This is a genomic window from Micromonospora sp. II, from assembly GCF_001709195.1.
Taxonomy (GTDB): Bacteria; Actinomycetota; Actinomycetes; order Mycobacteriales; family Micromonosporaceae; genus Micromonospora; species Micromonospora chalcea.
Genome location: NZ_LYXF01000035.1, coordinates 244,487 through 256,674 on the forward strand (window position 1 = coordinate 244,487; position 12,188 = coordinate 256,674).

Annotated in this window: 10 protein-coding genes; 3 read left to right on the forward strand and 7 right to left on the reverse strand. The window is 73.1% G+C overall.

Features of this window, described 5'->3' with window-relative positions:
• Positions 1 to 4: 4 nt before the first annotated feature.
• The 3 genes from A8711_RS19045 to A8711_RS19055 form a co-directional block, all read right to left on the reverse strand.
• Positions 5 to 883 carry an oxidoreductase gene (locus A8711_RS19045; RefSeq protein WP_069088984.1) on the reverse strand — a complete coding sequence of 293 codons (879 nt, stop codon included), beginning with the start codon at positions 881 to 883 and terminating at the stop codon, positions 5 to 7.
• A 73-nt stretch (positions 884 to 956) separates the two neighbouring features.
• Positions 957 to 2,291, reverse strand: coding sequence for a low temperature requirement protein A (locus A8711_RS19050; RefSeq protein ID WP_043329334.1), 1,335 nt, complete (start codon positions 2,289 to 2,291; stop codon positions 957 to 959).
• A 44-nt stretch (positions 2,292 to 2,335) separates the two neighbouring features.
• Entirely contained in the window at positions 2,336 to 2,902 is a 567-nt protein-coding gene (locus A8711_RS19055) for a TetR/AcrR family transcriptional regulator (protein ID WP_064448297.1), read from the reverse strand.
• 148 nt (positions 2,903 to 3,050) lie between these two features.
• Here A8711_RS19055 and A8711_RS19060 point away from each other — a divergent pair, with 148 nt between their 5' ends.
• The gene (locus tag A8711_RS19060; RefSeq protein WP_043329336.1) at positions 3,051 to 3,995 is read left to right on the forward strand and encodes an SDR family NAD(P)-dependent oxidoreductase; all 945 of its coding nucleotides are present in this window, start codon (positions 3,051 to 3,053) and stop codon (positions 3,993 to 3,995) included.
• A gap of 61 nt (positions 3,996 to 4,056) precedes the next feature.
• Here A8711_RS19060 and sucB read toward each other — a convergent pair whose 3' ends face one another.
• Both sucB and lpdA read right to left on the reverse strand, forming a co-directional pair.
• On the reverse strand, positions 4,057 to 5,907 hold the full coding sequence (gene sucB / locus A8711_RS19065) for a 2-oxoglutarate dehydrogenase, E2 component, dihydrolipoamide succinyltransferase (RefSeq protein ID WP_069088985.1): 1,851 nt from the start codon (positions 5,905 to 5,907) through the stop codon (positions 4,057 to 4,059).
• 65 nt (positions 5,908 to 5,972) lie between these two features.
• On the reverse strand, positions 5,973 to 7,364 hold the full coding sequence (lpdA, locus tag A8711_RS19070; protein WP_043329337.1) for a dihydrolipoyl dehydrogenase: 1,392 nt from the start codon (positions 7,362 to 7,364) through the stop codon (positions 5,973 to 5,975).
• A 178-nt stretch (positions 7,365 to 7,542) separates the two neighbouring features.
• Between lpdA and A8711_RS19075 the strand changes: the two genes are divergently transcribed.
• Positions 7,543 to 7,872 (forward strand): hypothetical protein, encoded by a 330-nt coding sequence (locus A8711_RS19075; protein WP_013287729.1) that lies wholly within the window; start codon positions 7,543 to 7,545, stop codon positions 7,870 to 7,872.
• A gap of 75 nt (positions 7,873 to 7,947) precedes the next feature.
• Here A8711_RS19075 and A8711_RS19080 read toward each other — a convergent pair whose 3' ends face one another.
• Positions 7,948 to 9,516, reverse strand: coding sequence for a leucyl aminopeptidase (locus A8711_RS19080; RefSeq protein WP_064448300.1), 1,569 nt, complete (start codon positions 9,514 to 9,516; stop codon positions 7,948 to 7,950).
• Between the two features lie 166 nt (positions 9,517 to 9,682).
• On the opposite strand from A8711_RS19080, the gene gcvT reads away from it, so the two are divergent.
• Positions 9,683 to 10,807, forward strand: coding sequence for a glycine cleavage system aminomethyltransferase GcvT (gene gcvT / locus A8711_RS19085; RefSeq protein WP_069088986.1), 1,125 nt, complete (start codon positions 9,683 to 9,685; stop codon positions 10,805 to 10,807).
• Between the two features lie 42 nt (positions 10,808 to 10,849).
• On the opposite strand, the gene A8711_RS19090 is transcribed toward gcvT, so the two are convergent.
• On the reverse strand, positions 10,850 to 12,139 hold the full coding sequence (locus tag A8711_RS19090; protein WP_043329341.1) for a DUF2314 domain-containing protein: 1,290 nt from the start codon (positions 12,137 to 12,139) through the stop codon (positions 10,850 to 10,852).
• Positions 12,140 to 12,188 lie beyond the last annotated feature (49 nt).

Below are 12,188 nucleotides of genomic sequence, written 5' to 3' on the forward strand. Positions count from 1 at the left end.
AACGTCACACGGCGTCGAGGCGGGCCAGGTCGGCGGGGGAGAGGCGCAGCGCGGCGGCGGCGACGTTCTGCTCCAGGTGCGCCGGGTCGCCGGTGCCGGGGATGGCCAGCACGTTCGGGCCGCGGGCCAGCGTCCACGCCAGCCGGACCTGGGCCGCCGTCACGCCGTGCTCCCGGGCCACCGCGAGCACCTCCGGGTGCTCCTCGCCGGTCGCGCCGGCCTCCCGACCGCTGGTGACGAGGGAGAAGAACGGCACGAACGCGGTGCCGTGCGCGGCGCAGTCGCGGATCAGCTCGTCGTGCTGACGGCGGTAGCCCAGGCCGTACGAGTTCTGCACGCACACCACCGGTGCGATGGCGCGCGCCTCGGTGACCTGGTGCGGGCGTACGGCGGAGACGCCGAGGTGCCGGACCAGCCCGGCGTCGCGCAGCTCGGCGAGCGCGCCGAAGTGCTCGGACAGCGGCTCCGGGCCGTGCACCCGCAGGTTCACCACGTCCAGGTGGTCGCGGCCGAGCTGGCGCAGGTTCTCCTCCACCTGGCCGCGCAGCTGGTCCGGGCGGGCCGCCGGCAGCCACTGCCCGGACGGGTCCTTGCCCGGCCCGACCTTGGTCACGATGACCAGATCCTCCGGGTACGGCCACAGCGCCCGGTTGATCAGCTCGTTGGCCGAGCGCAGCGGCGAGAAGTAGAACGCGGCCGTGTCGATGTGGTTGACGCCCAGCTCGACGGCGCGGCGCAGCACGGCGACGGCCCGGTCCCGGTCGCTCGGGCTGCCGTCTGCGTTCGCGGTCAGCCGCATCGCGCCCAGGCCCATCCGGTTGACGGTCAGGTCGCCGAGCTGCCAGGCGCCGGCCGCGCCGGCGTGGACGGTGTCGATGGTCATGTGGCCCCCGTATCCCTCAGGTGTGGCCCCGCGGCGGGGCCGACAGGTTTCACGGAGGCGGCGGGCCGCTGGTTCACTCGCCTTCGTCGCGGTCGTCGGGCCGTTCGTGCCAGCGGGCCCGCCAGGCCGCCTCGTGCGCCTCGTGGCTGGCGCGTTCCTCGAAGACCAGCTTCCGCAGGGCCCGCCGGCCCTCGTCGAAGACGATCACTTCGACGGCCACCATACCCACCGTGATGGCGGTGAGCATGCCCAGCGCGGCCAGCCCCGGCACCCGTTCCGCGACCGGGATGCTCAGGCCGAGCAGCAACGCCGTCGCGACCCGCGTCCAGCTCAGCGTGCGCAGGGTACGGAGCTGGAACAGCATGTTGCCGCAGAGATAGCAGATCACGCCGCCGAACAGCAGCGGCACGCTCGGCCCGTGCCCCGGCTCGCTGGGCGGCACGTTCGGGTCGGCGATGCCGTGCACTATCGTCTCGGCGCCGAGCGCGAAAAGGATGATGCCCGCGATCATCGGCAGGAACAGGTAGGCGTACGCGTCCCGGGCCATCGCCACCCGGGGGCCGTCCTGCGCGACGTGCAACGCGATCCGGGCGGCCGGCCCGATCATGTCGTAGTGCGCCCACCAGAGCGCGGCGGTGAAGAAGATGCCGAGCACGGCCGCGGTCACGGCCGGCCAGGTGGGCGGCTGGCCGAGCAGGTTGCTGCCGACGCCGACCGAGATCACGGACTCGCCCAGCGCGATGATCAGGATCAGGTCGTACCGCTCGGTCCAGTGTTCGGCCGATGCGACGCCCCAGCCCCAGGTGCCGGCGAGGATGCCGGTGCCGTACTGGAGCAGGACGACCACCGCCCACAGCACGTCGCGGAGCACCGCCGCGGAGAACAGGTCGTCGATCCTCGGCGGCAGCAGCGCGGCGACCAGCAGCAGCGCGGTGCTGCCGATCAACTCCGGGGCGAACCGGAGGAGTTGCCGGCGCTCGTTCGGGCTGTCCCGGACCGCGTGCCGGTACAGCAGCAGGTGGATCAACCGCAGGACGGTGTAGCTGAGCGCCGCGACCATCGGCCCGGCCGCGTTGCCGGTCGGGTCCCGGAACGCCTGCGGCAGCGACAGCGCGAACGTGAACAGCGCGGCCATGCCGACTGTCATGAGCACCGGGACGAAGCCTTCGCCGAGGCGTACCCGGGTGGCGACCACGCTGTGCACCACCCACGACCACCAGAGCACGGCGAGGACCAGCAGCGCGTGCAGCAGCGCCCCGCCGGTCACCTGCAGGGCGGTGGCCCGGGTGATGATGAAGAACGAGAAGACGAAGACCAGGTCGAAGAAGATCTCGAACCGGTCGACGCGGGCGCCCGGGGCCACCGGCACCGCCGGCCCCAGGCGTCCCCGCCACCGGTTCGAGCCCACCGGCCGAGTCTGTCAGCGCAGGTCGGGCCGGGTGGCCGATTCGGTCAGCCCGTCCGGTGGCGCAGGCCGTCCATCAGCAGGTCGAGCAGGCGTCCGGCCTGGGCGCGCTGGTCCGGCTCGCCGGCCACCAGGGACACCCCGCTGAGGCTGGCGAGCACGTCGGCGGCGGCCACGTCGGCGCGTACGGCACCGGCCGCCGCGCCGGCGGCGAGGAGTTCGCCGAGCGCGGCCAGCAGCAGGTCGCGGCTCTGCGCGTACGGGTTGGCGCCGGAGGCGATGACCAGCCGCAGCGCGTCGGCCATGCCCCGCTTGGTGGCGAGGTAGTCGACGAACCGGTCCATCCACGTGCGCAGCGCCACGTCGGCGGGCCGGGTGGCGAGCAGCGTCGACGCGGCGTCGCAGAGCTTCTCCAGCTCGTTGCGGTACGCCGCCTCGATGAGCGCTTCCCGGCTGGGGAAGTGGCGGTAGAGCGTGCCGATCCCGACACCGGCCTCCTTGGCGACGCGGTCGAGCGTTACCTCCGCGCCCGCCTGGGAAAACGCCTGCACCGCGGCGTCCAGCAGGCGCTGCCGGTTGCGCAGCGCGTCGGCGCGCAGCGGTCGGTCGGGCACGGTTCCTCCTCGGCTCGACCGGGTCGCGGGCCCGGGTCGGTGGTAACCGGAGTCTCCTCCGGTTATGCTGAGCAAGTAACGGAGGACCCTCCGCTTCTCATCGTAGCGGGCGGACATCGGTCCGCGTCGCCGTCGACAAGGATGGACCATGACAACCCCGACACCAGTCACGACCCCGTTCGACTCCGAGACCACCGCCCTGGAAGTGGTCCGCGACCTGGACCTGACCGGCCGGCGGGCCGTCGTCACCGGCGGCGCCTCCGGGATCGGCGTCGAGACCGCCCGCGCGCTCGCCTCCGCCGGCGCGGACGTCACCCTCGCCGTCCGCAACACCGAGGCCGGTCAGCGCGCCGCCGCCGAGCTCACCGGCGCCACCGGCAACGACCGGATCCTGGTCGCCCCGCTCGACCTGGACGATCTCGCCTCCGTGGCCGCGTTCGTCCGGAACTGGGACGGGCCGCTGCACATGCTCGTCAACAACGCCGGGATCATGGCCTCCCCGGAGATGCGCACCGAGCAGGGCTGGGAGATGCAGTTCGCCACGAACCACCTCGGACACTTCGCGCTGGCCACCGGACTGCGCCCGGCGCTCGCCGCGGCCGGCGGCGCGCGGATCGTCTCGGTCAGCTCGGCCGCCCACCTGCGGTCGCCGGTGGAGTTCTCCGACATCCACTTCCGGCAGCGGCCGTACGACCCGTGGCTGGCGTACGGGCAGTCCAAGACCGCGAACGTGCTGTTCGCGGTGGAAGCGACCCGCCGCTGGGCCGACGACGGCATCTGGACCAACGCGCTGATGCCCGGCGCGATCCGGACCAACCTCCAGCGCTACATCACCGAGGAGGAGTTGGCCCGGATGCGCGCGCAGAGCGGTGGCGGCGCGGCCTCGTTCAAGACCCCGGAGCAGGGCGCGGCGACCTCGGTGCTGGTCGCCACCTCACCGCTGCTCGACGGCGTCGGCGGCCGGTACTTCGAGGACTGCCAGGAGGCCGGGCCGAACCAGCCGGGCACGCGGACCGGCTGGGCGCCGTACGCCCGGGACCCGGAGGCCGCCGAGCAGCTCTGGACGGTATCCGAGGAGCACCTGAAGGGCTGAGGCCGCTGACGACGAAGGGGGCGCGCGGCATGTCGCCGCGCGCCCCCTCGCCGTCTCGGATCTACAGACCCAGCTCGGCCTCGAAGTTGCCGGCCTCCAGCCGCTCCTTCACCGCGGTGAGGAAACGGGCCGCGTCGGCGCCGTCGATCAGCCGGTGGTCGTACGACATGGCCAGGTAGACCATCGACCGGATCGCCACGACCTCGCCCAGCTCCGGGTCGTTCACCACGACCGGGCGCTTCACCACAGCTCCCGTGCCGAGCATCGCCGACTGCGGCGACGGCACGATCGGGGTGTCGAACAGGGCGCCCCGGCTGCCGGTGTTGGTGAGCGTGAACGTCGCCCCGGCCATCTCGTCCGGGGTGATCTTGTTGGCCCGGGTGCGCTCGGCCAGGTCGGCGATCCGCTTGGCGATGCCGCCCATGTTCAGGTCACCGGCGTTGTGGATGACCGGCACGAGCAGGCCGCGCTCGGTGTCCACGGCGATGCCCAGGTGCTCCGCGGCCGGGTAGGTGATCGTCCCGCCCTCCAGGTCCATGCTGGCCTGGACGATCGGGTACGTCTGGAGCGCCTCGACGGCGGCGAGCGCGAAGAACGGCAGGAACGACAGCTTCACGCCGTGCTTGGCCTGGAACGACTCCTTCGCCCGCGCCCTCAGCTTCGCGACCCGGGTGACGTCCACCTCGACCACGGTGGTCAGCTGGGCCGTCTCGTGCAGCGACTGCTGCATCCGCTTGGCGATGGTGGCCCGGATACGCGGCAGCTTCTCCGTCGTACCCCGCTTGGCGCTCGGCTGCGGCTTGGCGGCCGGCTGGGCCGGCGCCTCCGCCTTCGCGGCCGGAGCGGCGGCGGTCGGCGCGGGCTTGGCGGCCTTCGCCTTCTCCGCCGCCTCCAGCACGTCCTGCTTGCGGATGCGGCCACCCACGCCGGTGCCCTTGACCGAGCCCAGGTCCACGCCGTGCTCGGCGGCGAGCTTGCGCACCAGCGGCGTCACGTACCCGGCGGAGTCCTCGCCGTGCTCGGCCGGAACGCTCCGGCGCTGCGTGGCGGCCGGCGCGGCCGGCTGGGCCGCCGCCTCGGCCTTGGCCGGCTGCGCGGCCTGCTCCGCCTCGGCGGCCGGCTCGTTGTAGGCCGCGCCCGGCGTCGGCTCCTCGACCTTCGGCTCCGGCTTGGGCTCCGGCTTGGGCTCGGGCTTCGCCTCGGCCTTGGGCTCCGGCTTGGGCTCGGGCTTCGGCTCCGCCTTCGCGGGCGCGGCACCGGCCACCCCGACGATCGCCAGCACGGCGCCGACGTCGGCGGTCTCGTCCTCGGCGACCTTGATCTCCTGCAGCGTGCCGGCGACCGGCGACGGGATCTCGGTGTCGACCTTGTCGGTGGAGACCTCCAGCAGCGGCTCGTCCACCTCGACGGTCTCACCGACCTGCTTGAGCCAGCGGGTGACGGTGCCCTCGGTGACGCTCTCGCCCAGGGCCGGCATGGTCACCGGCGTACCCTCGCCCGACGACGCCGCCGGCTGGGCCGGCTCCTCGACGGCCGGCTGCTCGGCCTCGGCGCCCGGCTCGGCGGCGGCCTCCTCGGCCTGCTGCTCCGGCTCGGGGCCGGTGCCCTCGGCGGCGGCGGTCGGCTCGGTGGCCGGCTCGGCCTCCTGCTTCGGGGCCGCGCCCGCGTCCTCGCCCTCACCGGCGATGACCGCCAGCTCGCTGCCGACCTCGGCGGTCTCGTCCTCGCCGACCACGATCCGGCTCAGCACGCCCGCCGCGGGGGACGGGATCTCGGTGTCGACCTTGTCGGTCGACACCTCGAGCAGGGGCTCGTCGACCTCGACGGTGTCACCCTCCTGCTTGAGCCAGCGCGTGACGGTGCCCTCGGTGACGCTCTCGCCGAGCCGGGGCATGGTGACCGATACCGGCATGTTCTCCAGACTCCTTCATTCCCTGGTGGGATTCTCGCCCGTCGCCGGACGCCGCGGTTGTCGTGTCAGGCGTGCGCGTGCAGCGGCTTGCCGGCCAGGGCCAGGTGCGCCTCGCCCAGAGCCTCGTTCTGCGTCGGGTGGGCGTGCACGAGCTGCGCCACCTCGGCCGGGTACGCCTCCCAGTTGTAGATGAGCTGCGCCTCGCCGATCAGCTCACCGACCCGGGCGCCGACCATGTGCACGCCGACCACCGGGCCGTCGTCCACCCGGACCAGCTTCACGTGGCCCGCGGTCTTGAGGATCTGGCTCTTGCCGTTGCCGCCCAGGTTGTAGTTGTACGTCTTGATCTTGTCGGCGCCGTACTGCTCCTTGGCCTTCGCCTCGGTCAGGCCGACCGACGCCAGCTCCGGGTCGCAGTAGGTCACGCGCGGGATGCCGGCCTCGTCGATCACGGCCGGGCTCTTCCCGGCGATCTCCTCGGCGACGAAGATGCCCTGCTGGAAGCCGCGGTGCGCGAGCTGCAGGCCGGGCACGATGTCGCCGACCGCGTAGACGTTCGGCACGCTGGTGCGCAGCCGCTCGTCGGTCAGCACGTAACCGCGGTCCATCTTGACGCCCTGCTCCTCGTAGCCGAGGCCGGCGGTGTTCGGGCCGCGGCCCACGGCGACCAGCAGCAGCTCGGCCTCGACCGTGTCACCGCCCTGAATCGTCAGCTTCACGCCCTTGTCGGTCTTCTCGACCTTCTCGAACGGCTTGCCGACCTTGAAGTTGATCTTCCGCTTGCGGAACGCCCGCTCCAGCGCCTTCGACGACTCCTCGTCCTCGGCGGCGACCAGGCGGGGCAGCGCCTCGACGATGGTCACGTCCACGCCGAAGGACTTCCAGACGCTGGCGAACTCGACGCCGATCACGCCGCCGCCGAGCACGATCGCCGAGGACGGCACGCGGTCCAGGGTCAGGGCGTGGTCGCTGGTGATGATCCGCTCGCCGTCGACGTCCAGGCCGGGCAGGCTCTTCGCGTACGAGCCGGAGGCCAGCACGACGTTACGGCCGGTGTAGCGCTTGCCGTCCACCTCGACGACGTTCTTGCCGACCAGCTTGCCGGCGCCCGCCACGAAGGTGATCTTCTTGCTGCTGCCCACCAGGCCCTGCAGGCCCTTGTACAGGCGGGAGATCACGCCGTCCTTGTACGAGTTGACCGCCTTCATGTCGATGCCCACCAACTCGGCCTTCACGCCGAACTGCTCGGACTCGCGGGTCTGGTCGGCGATCTCGGCGGCGTGCAGCAGCGCCTTGGTCGGGATGCACCCGTTGTGCAGGCACGTCCCGCCGAGCTTGCTCTTCTCGATGAGGGCGACGGAGAGGTCCAGCTGGGCGGCACGCAGCGCCGCCGCGTAGCCGCCGCTACCACCTCCGAGGATGACGATGTCGAAGGTCGTGTCGTTCGGCTCGCTCACATCCAACTCCCAGGTCGCGTCACTGCATCGGGGGTTACGGCGGAGTAACAGGCACACCCCACCTCGGTCATCTTGTCACCACCACGGACCGGGCGCGTACCGAGGTGCCCAACGACACGTCGGTGACACGTACCCTTGGCACCGTCCTCGATGACGGCTTGGGGGAGGAGTGGATTCGGTGGGGTTGTTCCGACGACGAAAGCGGGCCGCCCCGGCGAGCCGCGACCGTGCCGCCGACCGCGCCGATCTGGACCACTTGGAGAACTTCGTCCGGACCCGTAAGGGCGTCGAGGCGTACATCGAACCCCGTACGACGGTCACCGAGACCACGATCATGCTGATCGCCGACGACGGCGAGTGGACCCGGCGGCGCGTCGGCGGGCCGGACGAGGCCCGCCGCTGGGCGCACCGGATCGCCATCCCGATCTACGACGTGCGGCTGATGGGCTATCCGCAGCGCATGCGCGACTACAACGAACGCCGCAAGCGTCGTCCCGAGCTGTTCTGAGCGGGCGCGGGCGCGGGTGTTAAAAAGGGCCCCTTCTACAACGCGAGGCGTTAAGAAGGGGCCCTTCCTTGCACGTCAGCCGTTGGTGGCGACGTCCTCGACCAGGTGCACGAGCGTACGCACCGGCACGCCGGTGCCGCCCTTGGTCCAGTAGCCGGTCGCCTCGCCCGAGTGGTAACCCGGACCGGCGATGTCGATGTGCGCCCACGCCACGTCGTCGGTGACGAACTCGCGCAGGAACACGCCGCCCTGCAGCATGTGCCCGGCCCGGTCCATCCCGGCGTTGACCTGCGAGATGTCCGCGACGTCCGACTCCATGCCCTTGCGCACGTCGTCCGGCAGCGGCATCGGCCAGGCCGGCTCACCGGTCGCGTCACCGGCCACCCGCACCCGCTCGCACAGCTCCGGGGTGCCCATCACACCGGCGATCCGCTTGCCCAGCGCGATCACCTGCCCGCCGGTCAGCGTGGAGGTCTCGAACAGGTAGTCCGCGCCGTCCGCGCAGGCCCGCGCCATCGCGTCGGCCAGCACCATCCGGCCCTCGGCGTCGGTGTTCAGCACCTCCACCTTCTTGCCGTTGAACATGCTGATCACGTCGCCCGGCCGGTAGCTGGCGCCCGACGGCATGTTCTCCGCCATCGGCAGGTAGCCGGTGACGGTGACCGAAGGCTTGAGCGCCGCGATCGCCAGCATGGCCGCGCCGACCGCCGCCGCGCCGGCCATGTCCGACTTCATCTCCCACATGCCCTGCGCCGGCTTGATCGAGATGCCGCCGGTGTCGAACGTGATGCCCTTGCCGACCAGCGCGACCCGCTTGCCGTTGCCGCCGCCCTCCGGCGTCCAGGTGAGCTTCACCAGCCGCGGCGGGGCCTCGGAGCCCTGGCCGACGGCGAGGATGCCGCCGTAGCCACCGGCCTTGAGCGCCGCCTCGTCCAGCACCTCGACCTCCAGCCCCGCCTCGCGGGCGGCGGCGGAGACGGCGTCGGCGAACGCCGGGGGACGCAGCTCGTTCGGCGCGGTGTTCACCCAGTCCCGGCTGGTCCGCACCGCGCCGGCTACCGCCTGCGCCCGCGCGACCTCGGCCTGGGCGGTCGCGTCGGCCGCGTCCGGCACCGCCACCAGCACCTCGGCCACCGGCTCACGGCGGGCCGGCTGCGGCTTGGTCTTGTAGCCGGCGAACCGGTAGCCGCCCAGCAGCGCGCCCTCGGCGACCGCGCGCAGCGCGGCCGGGGCGTCGGCGTCGTCGGGCAGCGGCAGGGCCAGGGCGACGCGCGCCGCGCCGGCCAGCGCCCGTACGGCGGCGCCGGCGGCCCGGCGCAGCGACTCCGGGGCCGGAGCGGCGCCCGAGGGCTCCGGGCCGAGGCCGACGGCCACGACCAGCGGGGCGGTCACGGTGCCCAGCGTGGCCAACTTGATCACCTCGCCCGGGCCACCTGTCGCGCCGAGCAGGGCCAGCGTCTCGGTCAGCTTTCCGTCGAACGCGGCGGCGATGCTCTCCCCGCCGGTGGCCAGCAGCAGGGCGTGGGCGGGTGCGCCGCTGCCCGGCTCGGTGGTCTGGCTGTGCACGCCGATCACGATCGCGTCGACGGCGAGTTCGGCGGGGTCGGTGTCGACCAGGCTGAGGGTGGTGCGGGGCGATGTCACGAAAGCTACTCCGGGCGGGCCGGGCCGGCCGCGTCGTCGCGTACCGGCGGTGAAGGTGTCTCCGGCGGCAACCTACCCGCCGGAAGGCGTGGGTGTCCCGCCGATGCGCGCCGACGGGATCCCGCCGATGCTAACCACAGTCGTCGCGGCCGGTAAGTTGCCACCCATGACCGAGGTGACCTCCGACGCCGCCGAGACCCGGCTGCGCCGCTCCCCGCTGCACGAGCGGCACACCGCGCTCGGCGCGAAGTTCGCCCCCTTCGGGGGCTGGCAGATGCCGCTGGAGTACGCCGGTGGCGGCGTGCTCAAGGAGCACACCGCCGTCCGCGAGGGCGTCGGCGTGTTCGACGTCTCGCACCTGGGCAAGATCCGGGTCACCGGGCCGGGCGCGGCGGACTTCGTCAACGCCTGCCTCACCAACGACCTCGGCCGGATCGCCCCCGGTCAGGCGCAGTACACGCTCTGCTGCGACGACGCCACCGGCGGCGTGGTGGACGACATCATCGCCTACCTGTACGCCGACGACCACGTCTTCCTGATCCCCAACGCGGCGAACACCGCCGAGGTGGCCCGCCGGCTGCGCGCCGCCGCGCCCGCCGGGGTCACCGTCACCGACGAGCACGAGGCGTACGCGGTGCTCGCCGTCCAGGGCCCGCGCTCGGCGGACCTGCTGGGCGCGCTCGGCCTGCCCACCGGGCACGACTACATGAGCTTCTCCACCGCCACGCTCGACGGGGTGGAGCTGACCGTGTGCCGCACCGGCTACACCGGCGAGCTGGGCTACGAGCTGGTCGTGGCGTCCGAGCACGCGGTCGCCGTCTGGGACGCGCTCTTCGCCGCAGCCGGCGACGTCCGCGCCTGCGGCCTGGCCGCCCGGGACACGCTGCGCACCGAGATGGGCTACCCGCTGCACGGGCAGGACCTGTCCCCGGAGATCACCCCGGTGCAGGGCCGCTCCGGCTGGGCGGTGGGCTGGGACAAGCCAGCGTTCTGGGGCCGYGACGCGCTGCGCGCCGAGAAGGCCGCCGGACCCGCCCGTACGCTGCGCGGCCTGACCGCTGTCGACCGGGCCATCCCGCGCCCCGGCATGGCCGTGTACGCGGGCGACCGGCAGGTCGGCACCGTCACCAGCGGCACGTTCAGCCCGACGCTCAAGCACGGCGTCGCGCTGGCGCTCGTCGACACCGACCCGAAGCTGGCCGACGGCGAGGAGCTGGAGGTGGACATCCGGGGCCGCCGTGCCCGGATGCGCCTGACCCGGCCGCCGTTCGTCAAGCCCTCGGTGCGCTGAGGCCGGAGGCGGATCGGCCCTCGGCGCGCTGAGCCGCGCGGGTCAGTCCTCGCCGCGCTCCCCGGCGTCGAGGACTGCCTGCGTCCAGCCGCCCTCCAGCACGCCGGTGCCGTCCAGCACCGCCCAGTCGACCACGTCCGACGCCTCCACCACCACCGGGGAGCCGATCCGTACGCTCGGGTCGGTGTTGGCGTCGCTGGCGCTCGCGCCGACGATCCGTTCCGGGCTCTCCCACGAGGTCACCCCGGCCCAGACGTACTCGGGGCCGTCGTCGCCGGGCAGCCCGTACTTGACCACGAGCTGGCTCTCCTCGGGCAGCCGCCCGGCCAGGAACCGGGCCCGGATGTCGCCGAGCGCCTCCCGGGCGGTCTCCACCGCGCGGCTCATCGCGTCCCCGGTGCGGGTGTAGCGCACGTCCGGCTGGATGCCGTTGAACAGCGTCGCGCAGGCGGCGGCGAAGTAGCGGCCGGGCGGACCCGGATGCCCGGGCGGCGGGTTGAGGCTCAGGAACGAGTCGGCGTCCGGGTCGGTGGCCGGGTCCAGCTCCAGCCGCAGCAGCACCGGCGCGGTCGCGCCGTGCTGCTCCGGATTGCCGTACGCCACGGCGATGTCGTGCCCGGTCACCGTGGCCAGCACGGGAAGCTGCACGAACGCCGGCACCTCCTCGCCGGCCAGCCCGTCGGTCCAGTCCCGCAGCAGCCGCCGGGCCGCGCCGGTCATCACCGCGCCCCACGCCCGGGTCAGGTGGTCCGGCACGCCCTGGGCCTGCAACTCCAGCAGCCCGAACCGGCGCAGCCCCTTCGTGGTGAACCACAGCCCGTCGGAGTCCGAGGAGTAGGGCACCAGCACCCAGTCGACGAGCCGGATCCGGCCCTGCTCGTCGGGCAGTGAGCGCAGCGCCGCCGCCGGGTCGAGGAACTGGAGCCCGAAGACGTCCACCACGTCCCCGCCGACCGTCTCGGCGACCGCGGCGGCCACCGCGCGGGCGGCCCACTCGTGCGCCGGCGGCCAGCCCGGCCGGTACTCGGCCTGCACCACCACCAGGTGGGTGGCGGCGGCCAGCCGGGCCAGTTGCTCCTCGGTGGCGCCGAACGCGGTGAGCAGGTCCGGCGGCAGCTCGGGGAACTCGTCGACGGTACGGGTGTCGACGGTCATCAGCGGGCTGTCGAGCATCTGCTTGGCCAGCCCGTGCACCGGCTCGGCGAGCCGCCCGGCCAGCCCTTCCACTGCGGTCTTCGGGCTCACCTTGGGCAGCCCAGTGATCGGCACCAGATAGGTCGCGTCGAGCGACTCGGGCACCGGTACCGGCAGGAAGTCGTCCGTGATGAGCATGCCGTCCCCCTCGACCGCGCCGGTGCACTCGCCCCGAACGCTACCCGCC

What these genes read in the sequence shown, in the direction of transcription:
- sucB (WP_069088985.1), bottom strand. Translation starts at nt 5,907, where the DNA reads ATGCCGGTATCGGTCACCATGCCCCGGCTCGGCGAGAGCGTCACCGAG.
- A8711_RS19090 (WP_043329341.1), bottom strand. Translation starts at nt 12,139, where the DNA reads ATGCTCATCACGGACGACTTCCTGCCGGTACCGGTGCCCGAGTCGCTC.
- A8711_RS19045 (WP_069088984.1), bottom strand. Translation starts at nt 883, where the DNA reads ATGACCATCGACACCGTCCACGCCGGCGCGGCCGGCGCCTGGCAGCTC.
- A8711_RS19060 (WP_043329336.1), top strand. Translation starts at nt 3,051, where the DNA reads ATGACAACCCCGACACCAGTCACGACCCCGTTCGACTCCGAGACCACC.